The organism is Neisseria sp. P0020.S003, assembly GCF_051957095.1.
Taxonomy (GTDB): Bacteria; Pseudomonadota; Gammaproteobacteria; order Burkholderiales; family Neisseriaceae; genus Neisseria; species Neisseria subflava.
In genome coordinates this window covers 30337-45868 of sequence record NZ_JBQCWU010000017.1, presented here as the reverse complement: position 1 = coordinate 45868, position 15532 = coordinate 30337, and the positions used below count along the sequence as shown (strand labels likewise).

The 15532-nt window shown below is 46.4% G+C and carries 14 protein-coding genes, 1 other RNA gene and 1 pseudogene; 8 read left to right on the top strand and 8 right to left on the bottom strand.

All coding sequences use genetic code 11. The features are described 5' to 3' along the window. Positions 1 to 260: transposase (locus ACTHTQ_RS09210; RefSeq protein WP_440363730.1), on the top strand; the 260-nt coding region annotated here is incomplete at its 5' end. A gap of 267 nt (positions 261 to 527) precedes the next feature. On the opposite strand, the gene ACTHTQ_RS09205 is transcribed toward ACTHTQ_RS09210, so the two are convergent. After that, positions 528 to 1478 (bottom strand): D-2-hydroxyacid dehydrogenase, encoded by a 951-nt coding sequence (locus tag ACTHTQ_RS09205; RefSeq protein WP_440363729.1) that lies wholly within the window; start codon positions 1476 to 1478, stop codon positions 528 to 530. Between the two features lie 538 nt (positions 1479 to 2016). On the opposite strand from ACTHTQ_RS09205, the gene ACTHTQ_RS09200 reads away from it, so the two are divergent. Next, positions 2017 to 2388: a hypothetical protein gene (locus tag ACTHTQ_RS09200; RefSeq protein ID WP_002215695.1), complete on the top strand. Its 372-nt coding sequence runs from the start codon at positions 2017 to 2019 to the stop codon at positions 2386 to 2388. 63 nt (positions 2389 to 2451) lie between these two features. Here the strand turns inward: ACTHTQ_RS09200 and ACTHTQ_RS09195 are convergent, their stop codons facing one another. Together ACTHTQ_RS09195 and dcm are read right to left on the bottom strand one after the other, a co-directional pair. Next, on the bottom strand, positions 2452 to 3612 hold the full coding sequence (locus ACTHTQ_RS09195) for a restriction endonuclease (protein WP_440363728.1): 1161 nt from the start codon (positions 3610 to 3612) through the stop codon (positions 2452 to 2454). A gap of 11 nt (positions 3613 to 3623) precedes the next feature. Next, complete coding sequence (gene dcm, locus ACTHTQ_RS09190; RefSeq protein WP_440363733.1) at positions 3624 to 6212, bottom strand: DNA (cytosine-5-)-methyltransferase; 2589 nt, start codon at positions 6210 to 6212, stop codon at positions 3624 to 3626. A gap of 154 nt (positions 6213 to 6366) precedes the next feature. Here dcm and ACTHTQ_RS09185 point away from each other — a divergent pair. After that, a pseudogene (locus tag ACTHTQ_RS09185) lies at positions 6367 to 6537 on the top strand (IS5/IS1182 family transposase); the annotation flags it as partial. Positions 6538 to 6619: 82 nt separating this feature from the next. Here ACTHTQ_RS09185 and ACTHTQ_RS09180 read toward each other — a convergent pair. Beyond that, positions 6620 to 6856 (bottom strand): hypothetical protein, encoded by a 237-nt coding sequence (locus ACTHTQ_RS09180; RefSeq protein ID WP_440363727.1) that lies wholly within the window; start codon positions 6854 to 6856, stop codon positions 6620 to 6622. Positions 6857 to 6944: 88 nt separating this feature from the next. On the opposite strand from ACTHTQ_RS09180, the gene dinG reads away from it, so the two are divergent. Then, the gene (gene dinG, locus ACTHTQ_RS09175; protein WP_440363726.1) at positions 6945 to 9095 is read left to right on the top strand and encodes an ATP-dependent DNA helicase DinG; all 2151 of its coding nucleotides are present in this window, start codon (positions 6945 to 6947) and stop codon (positions 9093 to 9095) included. 70 nt (positions 9096 to 9165) lie between these two features. Here dinG and ACTHTQ_RS09170 read toward each other — a convergent pair whose 3' ends face one another. Further along, positions 9166 to 9621, bottom strand: a complete 456-nt coding sequence (locus ACTHTQ_RS09170) for a GNAT family N-acetyltransferase (protein ID WP_440363725.1) — start codon at positions 9619 to 9621, stop codon at positions 9166 to 9168. Positions 9622 to 9788: 167 nt separating this feature from the next. On the opposite strand from ACTHTQ_RS09170, the gene ACTHTQ_RS09165 reads away from it, so the two are divergent. After that, positions 9789 to 10055: a DUF3079 domain-containing protein gene (locus ACTHTQ_RS09165; protein WP_003686685.1), complete on the top strand. Its 267-nt coding sequence runs from the start codon at positions 9789 to 9791 to the stop codon at positions 10053 to 10055. Between the two features lie 81 nt (positions 10056 to 10136). On the opposite strand, the gene ACTHTQ_RS09160 is transcribed toward ACTHTQ_RS09165, so the two are convergent. Further along, on the bottom strand, positions 10137 to 10619 hold the full coding sequence (locus ACTHTQ_RS09160) for a dihydrofolate reductase (RefSeq protein WP_440363724.1): 483 nt from the start codon (positions 10617 to 10619) through the stop codon (positions 10137 to 10139). A 196-nt stretch (positions 10620 to 10815) separates the two neighbouring features. Between ACTHTQ_RS09160 and ACTHTQ_RS09155 the strand changes: the two genes are divergently transcribed. Further along, positions 10816 to 11613 carry a factor H-binding protein gene (locus tag ACTHTQ_RS09155; RefSeq protein ID WP_440363732.1) on the top strand — a complete coding sequence of 266 codons (798 nt, stop codon included), beginning with the start codon at positions 10816 to 10818 and terminating at the stop codon, positions 11611 to 11613. Positions 11614 to 11673: 60 nt separating this feature from the next. Here the strand turns inward: ACTHTQ_RS09155 and asd are convergent, their stop codons facing one another. Further along, positions 11674 to 12789, bottom strand: coding sequence for an aspartate-semialdehyde dehydrogenase (gene asd / locus ACTHTQ_RS09150; RefSeq protein WP_308904913.1), 1116 nt, complete (start codon positions 12787 to 12789; stop codon positions 11674 to 11676). Between the two features lie 242 nt (positions 12790 to 13031). On the opposite strand from asd, the gene ACTHTQ_RS09145 reads away from it, so the two are divergent. Then, complete coding sequence (locus tag ACTHTQ_RS09145; protein WP_440363723.1) at positions 13032 to 13604, top strand: RDD family protein; 573 nt, start codon at positions 13032 to 13034, stop codon at positions 13602 to 13604. An 89-nt stretch (positions 13605 to 13693) separates the two neighbouring features. Continuing rightward, complete coding sequence (gene mltA / locus ACTHTQ_RS09140; protein WP_440363731.1) at positions 13694 to 15016, top strand: murein transglycosylase A; 1323 nt, start codon at positions 13694 to 13696, stop codon at positions 15014 to 15016. A 107-nt stretch (positions 15017 to 15123) separates the two neighbouring features. On the opposite strand, the gene rnpB is transcribed toward mltA, so the two are convergent. Then, an RNA gene (gene rnpB, locus ACTHTQ_RS09135) (RNase P RNA component class A) lies at positions 15124 to 15485 on the bottom strand. Positions 15486 to 15532 lie beyond the last annotated feature (47 nt).

Here is a 15532-nt window from a genome sequence, read left to right as displayed (position 1 = left end):
GGTATAGGGAATTGCTTGCGGAGCATTCCATGATTCAAAGCATGTCGCGAAAGGCGAATTGTTGGGACAATGCGCCGATGGAGAGTTTCTTTGCGGTGTTGAAGACGGAGTGTTTCTATAACGCAGGTGAATTGACGGTGGACGAATTGATGAAACAGATAGATGACTATATGGATTACTACAACCGGGAGCGTTGCAGTTTGAAATTGAAAAAGCTGAGTCCTGTCGCATATAGAACCCAGCTTACACAAAGTGCCTGAATAGGCTTTTATGAGTGTCCAAGATTTGGGGGCCAGTTCAAACTAAGATTCAGGTTTCAGACGACCTTTGCCGTTTCAAAACATCGGTTTTTAATAAAATCCACGGATTGTTCACAACTTATCCACAATCCGAACCCCGCTCCAATTTAATCAAATCAAACCTAATCTATTGAAAAATATCAATATACAAAAAGGTCGTCTGAAAATTTTCAGACGACCTTTTAAATTGTTCACAAAATTATCAACAAGCCTCTCGCATATTCGGCATCAAACCAGATTCTGCGGATTGCCTGCGACGAAGCGGTTGATGTTGTCCACAAGGATGTCAAACAGGCGGTTGGCGGCCTCTTGGCTTGCCCATGCAATGTGTGGCGTGACGATGAGATTGGGCAGTCGGGCTTTCAGCAGAGGGTTGCCGTCGCGCGGTGGCTCTTGTGTCAATACGTCAAAACCTGCCCCGCCGATTTGGCCGTATTTCAACGCCGCAACCAAAGCGGCTTCATCAACCAAGCCGCCGCGTCCGCAGTTGATGAGGATGGCGCCGGGTTTCATTTGCTGCAATTCGGCTTCGCCTATCATGTTGGCCGTTTGCGACGTAAGTGGGCAATTAAGCGATACGACATCGGCAGAACGGATGGCTTCATCAAAGGAAACATAGTCGTCGCGGACGCTTTGGGCATTTTTATGTTCGGCGAAAACGACATTCATTTTGAAAGCCTGAGCATAAGTTGCCAGCGTTTTACCGATATTGCCGCGACCGAAAATCGCCAGCGTTTTACCGTTTAAATCGCGCATCGGTGCGCCGAGGTGGCAGAAAAACGGCGAGTTTTCCCACAAGCCTGCTGCAACGTCTCGCTGATAGGCAGGCAGGTTGCGCATCAGGGTAATCATCATCATAAACGCGTGTTCTGCCACGGATTCATTGCCGTAAGCGCGGATATTGCATACTGCCGTGCCATTTTGTTTGGCAGCCTCAACGTCCACATTGTTGACGCCTGTCGCGGTAACGGCAACTAGCTTGAGTTGTGGATTTTCGGCAAATGCTTGGGCGGAAATCACGACTTTGTTGGTAATCACAATGTCCGCACCGCGGATGCGCTCCAGCGTTTCGTGCGCTTCGGTTGTGCCGTAGCTGCTCAATGTATGTGGAAAATCAAAATCAAACGGGCGGTTGACGAGGGTATCGCGGTCGAGGACGACAATATGGAGCGGGTTCATAAAATTCCTATCAAAAATAAAATATCGATTTATAAAATCTAAATCAGGATAAAGGATTTAAAATATACGCGTTAGTTGATAATAATTATTATATAGCGATTTAAACATCAATGTATTAGGAAAACAGCATGAGACCTTTGCAAAATTCCTTTCCTTCCAACAGCCGAAACCCCAAACACAGGTTTTCGGCTGTTTTTGTTTCAAATATCCACTGATTCTACCCTGATCCCCCTTGGATGCCTGATTATCAGGTATCCGGGGAGGATTAAGGGGGTATTTAGGTAGAATTAGGAGTGATTTGTGGCGAAAACAGCCGAAAACCTGTGTTTGGGTTTCGACTGTCAGCGAAAAGGTGAAGAGAGGTACTTTGCAAAGGTCTCAACCTGAATATGTCAACCAAATCAGCGACAAGCTCGGAGAATTTTTTGGTCGGACGTTGACATAGGAGTTTCAATTCTTATAATTCAGCAATAGATACTGATAAGATGAAAATCTTGGGGAATCTATCATTAAAATTAATTTATTAAGGAGATAATTAATGAATATTACATTAGGTCGAAATCATCAAATCAATTGTGATGAAAAGGACCTTTACAAGTTTATCGGCTATTTGGCAAATCATCCTAATGATGTAAATTTGGTTTTTGAAAAAAATAGTGTGCAAGGTGCTTGGGGTGATGAGGGACGTATACAGTTTTTCTCAAGTAAAGCACAAAATATTTTTGTGCCACTAGGATTTAAATTTACGGCAGGCGTAGGTAATATTGCATATAGGCTAAATTGTAATGAGCTTTTTGAAATGCTATCTCAGTTAGGTTTTGTTTCTGGTGGAAAACAAAATCTTTCAACAATAAAAGCAAATATTCCGTCTCAATTTCATGCAGAATTTGATGCTGGTGCGAATATGTAAATTCTAATTTAAAACACGAATCCGCTTCATGAGATTCGTGTTTTTTATTTTTAAAATATTTATTTAAAAATCAAACATTAAAATACGATGCTTCAATGTTTCGTAACTCATAGAAACATCAAACTGATCTGTATTAAATCCTGTATTGAGTACATGAATAAATTCATGGTAATCGTAATTGCCTGTATTAGCACGGTTATCTTGCTCAATACTGTCCAATTTCGCCATCAGGCAAATACGCTGGTAATGTTTGTCAATAACGGCGGTTTTATTGCTTGGGTGAGCAAAATTGAAATGCTGGTTTGGTGTCAGGCAAATCAGATTTTCAGGCAGCGATGCTAAATCAGGAAATTCGCTTGCCATAAAAATATGATGTGCCTGATTGGCTTCTGTGGGATCAAAACGTTGAACTTCGCTGGTTTTGTGTAGCGTTTTGACAAATTTTTTGGCTTTATTAACTAAATAATTCAAATTTGCGGCATTTGCACTATCGGCAAATAGAGCTTGAGCTTCTTTGCGAGTGAGCGATTTTTCTTTGCCTTTATCTCGCCAGTTTAGGCGATTGTAATAAAGCTCGTCTAATGTAATGGGGGTATTGGAAATACTCCCTTTTCTTGTGCCAAAAGTATTATGTTTATAAGCCAATGGATTAATGATTTTGGTAAAAATACGGCGAACTTCTACTTCGGTATTTTTGGGTGTGTTTTGGATAACAAGATCGGTAAACGCCGTTTTCATACTTTCAAACGTATTTTTATTAGGCTGGGCAAAAAAATCGGCAAATTTTGGATAAATACCACTGTCTTTTAATAATTTTTCACTAAATGCTTGGATGAAATTTAGGGCATTTCTTTCACGATTGGCAATATATTGCAGGATTTTATTATTCTGTACGCCGTACCGATAGTATCTAGAAAACTTTTCTTCGCTTAATACGCCACAATAGCTCAGCATTTTAATCGGTTGTGAAAAAAATTTATTGTATTCGCTACCGGCATTTTCAATGGATGGTTTTTTAAATACGGCGGTGGCGATATATTCGGCATAATCTGAATAACGAATATCGTTAATACTAAATATTTCTCCAATCTTTTCAACATATTCGCTGATACATTCTGCTACGGCACATAATACATCCGGGGTTACTTTTTGATCGGTAAATGTGCCGAGTTTATGTGTTCTGATATCTAAATTTAAGTTAGAAAAATAATTTTCCATATTCATTTTTTACTCCTCTAATCTTTTAGCAATCCGAAAAAAAACACAGAATGATTGTCTATATTCATTGAACGAGAACCATAATTACGGGCAACACGGTAAAACTGCTCAAATTCGGGAGTTGCATAGTATGCGAGATCTCGTTGGGTTAGGATTTTTTCGTGTTTTTTCATTGTCAGTAGGGCAACCGAGCCATCAGCAATACTGTTTTCAGGCAAAAATGCTGCCCGAGGTTTGTAAGTCAGATTGGGAATCATCACGACATTTTTACGGTTAATAAATTTGCCGACAGAAAAAGGGGCAACTGAATCCACATAACTATCATAGCCCTCAATATCAATAATCTCGTTGTTACCGATATTACGGGATTTTAAAACCCGAACATTGCCACTATTCTGTGTATGCGATTTGGTAATTTGGCGATCTCGGAATGATTGAAATACATTAAATTCCAATTTTTGTGCAATTTGATCAAATTCACTATTACGATAAATCAACCAATAAGGGAAATTATCAGAAAAAAAATAGTTTTTACAGTTTTGTATCAACGTTTCTTGGATATGGCTTTCTATCGTAATATGTTGATTGTCTTTGTCGGTTTGATCGGCAATAAAGGCAATCGTCTCTATTTTTACGCCTTTAAATGCTTTCTCGCCGTAATCAATAATGCGGTTGATATTGGCTGTGATAAGTTGTTGTCGGGTTATTTGAAACTCGGGGGCGTTAATCACACTTTTGGGAACAACCAAAGCCACGGTTTTACTGAGCGTCAGAGCCTTATCAATAAAAAATGAAAAAATATTTTGCGTATCTTTATTGGTAGCATTTTTACGGTATAGTGCCAAATTTTTATCACTTGCCTTAACTTTGCCGTATGGTGGATTGCCGATGACTAGATCATAGTTTTCAGGCAGCGTTGCGGTTAAAAAATCCTGATGAATAATATTGAACTCAAATTTACTGCCTAAATTTAATTTTTTCAGCAGCAATGACAGGAGATTTAAACTGTTTGAGTCAATATCCACTAAATCAAAAATAACTTTTTCTTTGTCTGCATATTTTTTTGCCAGTAGTGGAATGAAATTACCAATGCCGACAGAGGGTTCTAAAATCCGTAAGTTTTTTTTCTTTTTGAAATCAGGAAGAGCATTAACCAGTCCGAAAGCAATATCAATACGGGTAAAATAAGCAGCCGTTTCGCTACGGGCAGCATTAGCGTATTCAGCAATTTGCAAAAGCCGACTGAATGGATATGCGTCAAAATGTTGCTCAATAAATCGGTAGAGATTATCGGCAAGGGATAAATTTTCTCGTTTGATTAAATTTTGAATTTCCGTCATTGACAGTTCGGACTGTTGCAAGGCTGCCTGAATGTTTTGTGCGACATTGGCCAAAACAGCGGTTGGCACAGATTCACCGATACAATGGCGGATATTCAGCTCTTCTTTTTTCAAAAAGGTTTTTTTCTCATCAAATGACAGTGCATTAAGCTGTTTTTCATCTTGTGCCGTCCATTTAAATGATGGCGGAATTGACATCATACGCATGAGTTCACGCACGGAAAATACACGGTTTTCAGTGGGGTGGATGGTGTTTTGGCTGGCTAAAATGTCATTACGGGTATGGATGCACGGACCCTCACGATCTAAAAACCAACGGGCGTATTTGTCTCCATTTTTGTTTTGATTGTAGATAATTTCACCATTTTTAATTTGATGGGGAATGCGTGCAGGATCAGTATTTTGGAAAGCTGACTCGCCTTCTTTAAGCTGTGCAATCCATGACAACATACGGCGATCAAATTCGCGATAGCTATGGTAAATATCATCATCGCTAATTTCGCCCATTTGCATTAAAGGCGGTAGGTCAGCCAGCAATGTACGCAAGGTTTTTGGCGGTGTTTGCTTGGGGAAAATATCGTACGGCGTAATGTGATGAATATCTTTTCGTACGCCAATCACCAGCGTTCTGGTACGACTGGAATTTGCACCATAATCTTTAAAATTTAGTACGTTGGATAGAATGTTGTAATGTCCGCCCAAATTTGACCAAATGGCTTCCTCAATCGGCTTTTCTTGATGATCGGTATCGGTGCAGGGTGTATTTAAAAAGGCTTTGACGTTTTCAAAAATAAAAAATTTGGGCTGAACTTCCCGAACGATTTTGATTGATTCCACGACCAAAGAATTTCTTGCCATTTCATTATTTTTTTTATGGTTGGCAACCGACATTCCTTGGCAAGGTGGTGTGGCAATCACAACATCAATTTCAGTATTCCAGCGTCGAATTTCGGCAAACAGTTTGGCTTGGGTTTCAGGCAGGGTAATATCGCCAGCAATATAACCTGAATCAAAGCGGCATTTTTGATTATATTTTTGGATTTTTAGGCGTTTTTCTAAAAGTTCGTTGGTTGCTACACATTCAAAACCATTGGTTTTAAAACCATAGCAACCAACGCCTGCACTGCTAAATAAACTGATGTAGGTGGGTTTTTTGTTCATATTTATGATGAGTTGAAACAACTGCTCTGCAAAAAATGCGTGTATTTTATCATAGAAGGCAAGGTAAAACACGCCATGCAATGATTTACTATATTGATTTTTCATCAAAAAAAGTGCTGTTTGAACGGATATACAGCGGTGTTTTTTGCAATGCGTTTCAAACTTGAGGTACGTTTTTAATAGAAACACCGTCTGAACGCCAACCTGAGACCTTTGCAAAATCCCCTAAATCCCCACCAAGACATTTAGGGGATTTCTCATGACCACCTTCTTCCAACAAACCGCCCAAGCCATGATTGCCAAACACATCGACCGCTTCCCACTATTGAAGCTGGATCAAGTGATTGATTGGCAGCTGATCGAACAGTACCTGAATCGTCAAAGAACCCGTTACCTTAGAGGCCATCGCAGCCGTCCCACCTATCCTGTCGCCGGTATTCCCTAAGCGGTACGGCAACCTAAAACAAATGCCGTCTGAACTTCCGTTTCAGACGGCATTGTGTCCGAATGACTCAATATCTTCCGCTTTTTTCACTTTCAATAATCAGATATGCCCAAATCACCGCCACCCAAGCCGACACCGTTCCCATCGCCAGCAAAAAATGCTGCCAATCCGTCATTGGCAGCACAGGGCAACGGCTGTATTCGATTTCCGCACCGCCCAACAACCGGTACAGCAGCATATCCGCAATCCAAAGCAACAACGGGTATTTCAAACGCTGCAACCAAAAAACCAACCACGTCCACACGGTTTACCTTCCCCCATTCCGACAACGATATTGTACCGCTTCCGTGCAATGTTAAAATAAGCCCACTTCTACCGCCGTACAAAACACCATGCTCACCGATTTAGAAAAAAACGCCATCCGCGACCATTACCAAAATATCGGCAAAAACCTGCCCGGTTTCCGTCCGCGCGCTTCGCAACGGGAAATGATTGCGGCGATTGCCAACGCTTTTTCGCGGACGTTGACGCGTGAAGAAGGCGAAGAAGCGCCCAAACGCGAGGGCGAGAGCATTGCCGTGATCGAAGGGCCGACCGGCGTGGGTAAATCATTGGCCTACCTTTTGGCCGGCGGCATTATGGCGCAAACACGCGGCAAACGGTTGATTGTCAGCAGCGCGACGGTGGCCTTGCAGGAGCAGTTGGTTGACCGCGATTTGCCGTTTCTGGTCGAAAAAAGCGGTTTGGAGCTGACCTTTGCGCTTGCCAAAGGGCGCGGCCGTTATCTTTGCCCTTACAAACTCTATCAACTGACGCAAAACAACGCCCAGCAAAACCTGCTTGGTTTTGAAGCGACGGAAGTGTTGTGGGACAGCAAACCCAAGCCGGAAGAATTGAACCTGCTGCGTGACATTGCCGATGAATTTTCTGCCCGCCGTTTTAATGGTGACCGCGACGCTTGGCCGGAAAAAATCGATGACGCGATTTGGCTCAAAGTTACCAACGACCGCCACGGCTGCCTGAAATCCGCCTGTCCCAACCGTGCGGAATGTCCGTTTTACCTGGCGCGCGATGTCTTGGAAACCGTCGATGTCGTCGTTGCCAACCATGACCTTCTGCTTGCCGACATCAGCATGGGCGGCGGCGTGATTCTGCCTGCGCCCGAAAACAGTTTCTATTGCATAGACGAAGCGCACCACCTGCCCAAAAAAGCCCTCAGCCGCTTTGCCGCCGAACATTCATGGAATATTGCCGTTTGGACACTGGAAAAACTGCCGCAGCTGACCGGCAAAATTGCCGCGCTTACCGATAAAGCCGAACTTGCCAACCTTGCCGACGAAGCTGCCACATCCTTGCTCGACAGCCTGCACGAATGGCAGTTCCATTTGGCGGAAGAGCCATCTTTAAGTCTGGGGTCGTCTGAAAACGACAGGCGGAAACACAACGAACCGACTTGGCTGTGGGAAGACGGCAAAATCCCCGAAGGCCTGGAAACCACAGTTTCCAATACGGCTATTGCCGCGCGCAGCCTGCTCAAACACGTTGTCGGGCTGAACGATGCGCTTTCCGCCGCGCGCCGCGAAAAAGAGCAGGACGGCGCGCTCCTCGACCGCCTGACCAGCGAATTCGGCCTTTTTATCGCCCGTATTGAACAAATCAGCGCGGTTTGGGATTTGCTTTCCACCGTTCCCATTGAAGGCGAAGAGCCGTTGGCAAAATGGATAACCCGCCGTGCCGACGACAAAAACGACTATATTTTCAACGCCAGCCCCATCAGCAGCGCATCCCACCTTGCCAATAGCCTGTGGCGGCGCGCGGCAGGCGCGGTGCTGACTTCGGCCACCCTGCAATCGCTCGGCAGCTTCAACCTGATTTTGCGCCAAACCGGCCTATTATGGCTGCCCGAAACCACCACGCTTGCTTTGGAAAGCCCGTTTAATTTCGATGCGCAAGGCGAGCTGTATATTCCGCCGGTTCATGCCAGCCCGAAAGACCCTGATGCGCATACGGCCGCCATTGTCGAATGGTTGCCGAAGCTGGTTTCGCCGGTTGAAGCCATCGGCACGCTGGTGTTGTTTTCCTCGCGCAAGCAAATGCAGGATGTCGCCTTGCGACTGCCTGACGAATACTTGCCGCTTCTGCTTGTACAAGGCGAGTTGCCCAAGGCCGTTCTTTTACAAAGACACCATCAAGCCATTGCCGAAGGTAAAGCCAGCATTATTTTCGGCCTCGACAGTTTTGCCGAAGGCCTCGACCTGCCCGGTACGGCATGCGTGCAAGTCATTATTGCCAAGCTGCCGTTTGCCATGCCGGACAATCCCATCGAGAAAACCCAAAACCGTTGGATTGAACAACGCGGCGGCAATCCCTTTATCGAAATCACCGTTCCCGAAGCCAGCATCAAACTGATCCAAGCCGTCGGCCGCCTTATCCGTACCGAACAGGATTACGGCCGCGTGACTATCCTTGACAACCGCGTCAAAACGCAACGCTACGGCCAACAATTATTGGCCTGTCTGCCGCCGTTTAAACGGATAGGGTAGTTGTGGATAATTTAAAAAAACAAAGGCCGTCTGAAACCAAATGTTCAGACGGCCTTTTATTCTTTTCAAGCTATAAATCCAATTTCATGACGGATACGGTTTCCCCGTTGTGCCAAGTCTGGGTGATTTCTTTCCAGCCGAACTTTTCATACACGGCCTGCACATCCGGCGTATAGAGAAACAGATGCGGCAAACTCAGTTCGCGTGCTTTATCCAGACAAAACGAAACCAGCTGTTTGCCCACACCCAAACCGCGAAATTGCGGTAAAACGAACACATCGCCCAGCCAATATTCGTATTCGGGAAAACACGCCATATCAAATCGCTTCAATGCCGCCGAACCCATTAGCCGCCCTTCCTTATCCACAGCCGCAAACGCCATCGGCAAATCATCCCCATCGAGGCACTGCGCGTAATACGCACGGATTTTGTCCAGAGACGACCACGGCGCAAAATCGTGCCATTCTTCAAACAGCGCGAAGGCTAAAGGCTCGACAAATTCAGGCTTCAGACGGCATATATTCATATCAGATCCTCTTGTTGTACCGCATAGGGATAGTTTTTATAGTATAAGTCGTCTGAAAGGTTAACACATCTTAAAAAATCAGCGTAAAACACGATAAACCCGCCGCCAGCCCCATTTAAATCACTTATAATTCTGCCCGTACCGCACACAAACAAAAGAAGAACACCATGGCCAAGAAATTTCCCATTTTCCCGAAAAATCCCGAGCGTATCTGCTGGGGTTGCGACAAATACTGCAAAGAAGACGATCTACAATGCGGCAACGGCTGCGAACGCATCCAACATCCCATCGAGTTGGACGGCCGCGACTGGTATAAAAAAGGCGACTGGAGCAATTTGTTGAGCGAAGAGCAGCAAATCGAACTTGGACTGAAAGAAGCGCCCAAGCCGGCCAAACCGCATATCAAGCTGCCTTTGAAGAACAAAACGGCTTAAAGGTATGCCGTAAACAAACGAAATAAAAAGGCCGTCTGAAACCTGAAAAACAGGGTTTCAGACGGCCTTTGCGTTGTCGGATTATGCCTTCACATAATGCACAAACGCGTATTCTATGCCTTTGGCGGAAACATGGTTTTCCCGAGAGGCTTCTTGCCATGTTTCTGTGGAAAACTCAGGAAAAAACGCATCGCCGTCCACATCCAAACCGACTTCGGTCAAACGCAAATCCGTGGCAATCGGCAGGGCTTGTGCATAAATTTGCGCGCCGCCCATGATGATGACTTCTTCAACCCCCTGACACAAAGCCAGCGCATCTTCCAAAGAAGCCGCCGTTTGCGCGCCTTCGGCCTGATAATCTTGGCGGGTGATGACGATGTTTTGACGGCCGGGCAGCGGTTTGCGCGGCAGCGACTCCCATGTTTTGCGGCCCATAATGACGGGTTTGCCGATGGTGTAGGATTTGAAAAAGGCAAAATCCTCGGGCAAATGCCAAGGCATGGTGTTGTTGATGCCGATACAGCGGCGGGCGGCGTAGGCGGCGATAAGGGTGATTTTCGGCATAATGAAGTCCGTTTGCAAAATAAAATGATTATAGCGGAATGGATGCTGGATTAAGGGAATATCCGTTGTTTTAAAAATGTTTCAATATTTATGAAATAGATATTTAAAATGCTTAATTTTGACAAAAATCATTTATTGTTTATTTTTTTAGGTATATAATAAATATCATACCAAATAAAAAGGAAAGGAAAAAATGATGAGAACCCTCCGCATTTCTGCTTTGACTGCTTCCCTGTCTTTGATGTTGGCTGCCTGCGGTGGCGCAACAAGCGGCTTGTCGAATGCCCTGACCAAACCGCTCAATCCGCATCCGAAAGGCGTGTTGTCCATTGAATTGAACGAATCTGTCCCTGAAAACGGTACGTTGGAGCTGACGGCCAACGGTAAAACGCAAACCCTGCAAAAAGGCGGCAAACTCGATACCGGCTTTTTGAAAACCGATAAAGTGTCCTCTTACGACTACGCCCAAAAAATTAAGGTAAAAGGCCAAGTCATCACTTTGGAAACGGGCGACTTCCAAGTGTATAAACAAAATTATTCCGCTGTTGCCGCGCGTTACGCCAAACAAAAAGCCGATAACGCGGGCAAGCTGCAAAACCTCGATACATACACATTCACCGTCGGCGAAGTCCAAGGCGATGAAACCGCTTACCGCAATTTGCCCAAACAAGGCAGCTATCAGTATTCGGGCATTGCGTTTAACGGCGATGACCGCAGCGGCCGTCTGAAATACACCGTCGATTTCGATAAAAAACAAGGTTACGGCAAAATCAGCAGCATGGCTTCCCACAATAATGTCGACCTGCTTGCCGCAGGCATTGCCAATAACAATGGTAAAGCCGCCATCAGCGGTAAAACCAGTTTGAACGGCGTGGAAAACGGCCGTTATGATTTGAAACTCTTCGGTCCGCAGGCTGAAGAAATTGCCGGTAAGGCGCAAATCAAAGTTGGCGATTCCACCAAAGAAATCGGTTTGGCCGGTAAGAAAGAATAGGAAACAAGGCCGTCTGAAAAGGTTCAGACGGCCTTGTTGCTTTTTTCATGCCAACCTAAATTACAGGCTGCCCAAGATAATGCGCAATACGCGGCGCAACGGCTCGGCAGCGCCCCACAAGAGTTGGTCGCCGACAGTGAACGCGCTGATGTATTCGCCGCCCATTTCCAGTTTGCGGATACGGCCGACAGGAACAGACAGCGTACCGGTAACTTTGGCAGGAGTCAGCTCGTGGATGCTGGCTTCTTTTTCGTTAGGGATGACTTTCACCCAGTCGTTTGCACCTGCCAAGATGGCTTCGATTTCAGAAACAGGCAGGTCTTTTTTCAGCTTCAGGGTGAGGGCTTGGCTGTGGCATCGCATAGAGCCGATGCGTACGCACAAGCCGTCGATTACGGTCGGATTGTCGCTGCGGCCGAGGATTTTGTTGGTTTCCACGCCGCCCTTCCATTCTTCTTTGGACTGGCCGTTGCCCAAATCCACGTCAATCCACGGAATCAGGCTGCCGGCGAGCGGTACGCCGAAGTTGGCTTTCGGATAGTCTTCGCTGCGCAGGAAATCGGACACTTTGCGGTCGATGTCGAGAATCGCGCTGGAAGGGTCGGCAAGCTCGTCTGCCACTTGGGCGTGAATCGCGCCCATGCCGCTGATGAGTTCGCGCATGTTTTTCGCACCCGCGCCGGAAGCGGCTTGGTAGGTCATGCTGGTTGCCCATTCGACCAAATCGTTTTGGAACAAACCGCCCAAAGCCATCAGCATCAGGGAAACGGTGCAGTTGCCGCCGATGTAGTTTTTCACGCCGTTTTTGAGGCCGTTGTCGATGACGTTGCGGTTGACAGGGTCGAGGACGATAATCGCATCGTCTTTCATGCGTAGGGAAGAAGCCGCGTCAACCCAGTATCCGTTCCAGCCGCTGTCGCGCAGGGGTTGGAAGACGGATTTGGTGTAATCGCCACCCTGACAGGTAACGATGATGTCCATTTTTACCAATTCGGCAACATCGTTGGCATCCAACAATGTTTTGGCTGCCTGACCGAAATCAGGGGCAGCACCGCCGACGTTGGAAGTGGTAAAGAAAAACGCTTCGGGAATGTGGGCGAAGTCGTTTTCTTCTTTCATACGCTGCATTAAAACAGAGCCGACCATACCGCGCCAGCCGACGAAACCTACTTTCATGTGCTACTCCTTAAGAAGAAAATCCTGATAAGTTTTATAGTGCATTAACAAAAATCGGAACGGCATCGCCTGCCGCTTTGTTCAGATTTTTGTTAACCCACTATAAAAAAGGGGAAAACAAGTGTTTTAACGCCGTCTGCGGAAAATGTAAAGGTTTTTATCGAAATTTTTTAGAATGATGGAAAAATAGGTTAAGATGGCAATGAAATTGCATCTCATTAAATAGCACAGAGGAAGATTAAATGAGCGAAATCAATTTGTCGGATTTGCCTAAAACGGAAATAGTGGATGTCCATATTGCTTCGCCGGGGGCGAGGGTTACGGCATATTTGTTGAATAATTTATTTAATGTTTTGATATGGGTACCATTCATTGTGATGGTAGTTTTCACTTTTGATGAAAGCGAAGAATTGGTTTCGGAATCTTCTCTTTCTAATACCCCTGAATATGCTGTTATAACATTTTTTATTTCTTTGGCTGTCTATTTGGTTTTTGGTATCTTCCAACTGTATTACATGAGCCGGGACGGTCAGTCTTTAGGTAAAAAAATTATGGGCATACGGGTGTTAAAAAGTGACGGGAGCAATCCGGGTTTCGGTGGTACGGTTTTGATACGCGAAGTGGCTTGGGCATTTATTGTCGGTATTATAGTCATTGCGGTAATGTTGGCAGTAAATGAAACAGGCGGAGATTTGGTTTCTCTGCTTATGACTTTCATCAACTTTATCATGCTCTTCTCCGTCAAACGCGACCGCCGCACGCTCTACGATATGCTGGCCGATACGGTTGTCGTCCAATTACCGCCGCGCCGATAAATGACTTTTTTGTGTTAAAATCAGCACTTTCCAACATAGGCCGTCTGAAAAATAGTTTTCAGACGGCCTTTCGACACGCTATTGATTCCATGAAAAAACACCTGTACCGCATTACGCTCGTCAGCATTGCCGCGGCCATTCTTGCCGCCTGTCCGAGCAAAAGCATTAAAAACCTTCCCGAAACCGACACCAGCGTTATCAAAGGCCCTGACCGCTCCACCGGTACGCCTGACCCCATCGGTACGACAGTGAGCGGGGGAGGAGCAAACTACACCGTTGTTTCCTACAACGAACTGCCGCACTGGAGCACCCAACACTTCGCCCAAAGCCTGCAATCTTTCCGCTTAGGTTGTGAAAAACTTAAAAATCGCCAAGGCTGGCAGGACGTTTGTATCCAAGCCATGCAAACGCCGGCGCACCATTTCCAAGCCAAACACTTCTTTGAACGCTATTTCACCGCATGGCGCGTCGATAACGGCGGCAATCCTGCCGGCACCATTACCGGCTATTACGAACCGGTCCTTCACGGCGACGACAAGTCCACAAGCCAATCCCGTTTCCCTATTTACGGCATTCCGAACGATTTTGTTTCTGTTCCGCTGGCTGCAAACTTGAGAGGCAGCAAAGCCACCGTCCGCATCCGCCAAACCGGCCAAAACAGCGGCGTCATCGACAATAGCGGCACATACACGGCCGACTTGTCCAGATTCCCGATTACAGCACGCAGCACTGCGCTGAAAGGCCGTTTTGAAGGCAGCCGTTTCGTTCCTTACTACACCCGCAGCCAAATTAACGGCGGCGCGCTTAACGGCAAAGCACTAATTTTGGGTTACGCAGATGATCCGGTCGAACTTTTCTTTATGCACATTCAAGGTTCAGGCCGTCTGAAAACGCCGTCAGGCAAATACATCCGCGTCGGATTTGCCGATAAAAACGAACATCCGTATGTTTCCATCGGCCGCTATATGGCGGACAAAGGCTATCTGCCGCTGGGTCAGACCAGCATGCAGGGCATCAAGGCCTATATGAAGCAAAACCCCGGCCGCCTTGCCGAAGTTTTGGGACAAAACCCAAGCTACGTCTTCTTCCGCGAGCTGACCGGCAGCAGTGATTCCGGCCCGGTAGGCGCATTGGGTACGCCGTTGATGGGCGAATACGCCGGTGCCATAGACCGCCACTACATCACGCTTGGCGCACCATTATTTGTCGCCACTGCCCACCCGACCACCCAAAAAGCACTCAACCGCCTGATTATGGCGCAAGATACCGGCAGCGCGATTAAAGGCGCGGTCCGTGTGGATTATTTCTGGGGCTATGGCGACGAAGCAGGCGAAGTGGCCGGCAAAATGAAAACCACCGGCTATGTATGGCAACTCCTGCCCAACGGCATGAAACCGGAATACCGTCCATAAACAGTGGTTTAAAAAAAGGCCGTCTGAAACCAAGATTCAGGTTTCAGACGGCCTTTTTATTTCTATAAAAATGCGGTAGGTTTTTAAAACCTGCCGCGGTATGGGGACATACAGCTCGGACGGTAAGCCGGGTTCTGTCGCGGACAGTCATTCCTCTAGGCACATCATTGCTGGTGTGCTCAAGCAACCTACCCGAACGCTCGGCGAGCAGCGTCATCGCGTTCTGTTTGGTCTTGCTCCGAATGGGGTTTAGCCTGCTGCGCTTTGTTACCAAATGCACGGTGCGCTCTTACCGCACCTTTTCACCCTTACCTGTTTTGCCCGAAGGCAATCATCGGCGGTATTGCTTTCTGTTCCACTTTCCGTCGCGTTGCCGCGCCCGGCCGTTAGCCGGCATTCTGCTCTGTGGAGCCCGGACTTTCCTCCCCGTATGCCTTACGCGATACGCGGCGACTGTCTGTCCGACCTGTATGAGGTGCGGATTATAACACAGCCGCCATAGGGTTCAGACGGCCT

What these genes read in the sequence shown, in the direction of transcription:
- ACTHTQ_RS09205 (WP_440363729.1), bottom strand. Translation starts at nt 1,478, where the DNA reads ATGAACCCGCTCCATATTGTCGTCCTCGACCGCGATACCCTCGTCAAC.
- ACTHTQ_RS09200 (WP_002215695.1), top strand. Translation starts at nt 2,017, where the DNA reads ATGAATATTACATTAGGTCGAAATCATCAAATCAATTGTGATGAAAAG.
- ACTHTQ_RS09195 (WP_440363728.1), bottom strand. Translation starts at nt 3,612, where the DNA reads ATGAATATGGAAAATTATTTTTCTAACTTAAATTTAGATATCAGAACA.
- dcm (WP_440363733.1), bottom strand. Translation starts at nt 6,212, where the DNA reads ATGAAAAATCAATATAGTAAATCATTGCATGGCGTGTTTTACCTTGCC.
- dinG (WP_440363726.1), top strand. Translation starts at nt 6,945, where the DNA reads ATGCTCACCGATTTAGAAAAAAACGCCATCCGCGACCATTACCAAAAT.
- ACTHTQ_RS09170 (WP_440363725.1), bottom strand. Translation starts at nt 9,621, where the DNA reads ATGAATATATGCCGTCTGAAGCCTGAATTTGTCGAGCCTTTAGCCTTC.
- ACTHTQ_RS09165 (WP_003686685.1), top strand. Translation starts at nt 9,789, where the DNA reads ATGGCCAAGAAATTTCCCATTTTCCCGAAAAATCCCGAGCGTATCTGC.
- ACTHTQ_RS09160 (WP_440363724.1), bottom strand. Translation starts at nt 10,619, where the DNA reads ATGCCGAAAATCACCCTTATCGCCGCCTACGCCGCCCGCCGCTGTATC.
- ACTHTQ_RS09155 (WP_440363732.1), top strand. Translation starts at nt 10,816, where the DNA reads ATGAGAACCCTCCGCATTTCTGCTTTGACTGCTTCCCTGTCTTTGATG.
- asd (WP_308904913.1), bottom strand. Translation starts at nt 12,789, where the DNA reads ATGAAAGTAGGTTTCGTCGGCTGGCGCGGTATGGTCGGCTCTGTTTTA.
- ACTHTQ_RS09145 (WP_440363723.1), top strand. Translation starts at nt 13,032, where the DNA reads ATGAGCGAAATCAATTTGTCGGATTTGCCTAAAACGGAAATAGTGGAT.
- mltA (WP_440363731.1), top strand. Translation starts at nt 13,694, where the DNA reads ATGAAAAAACACCTGTACCGCATTACGCTCGTCAGCATTGCCGCGGCC.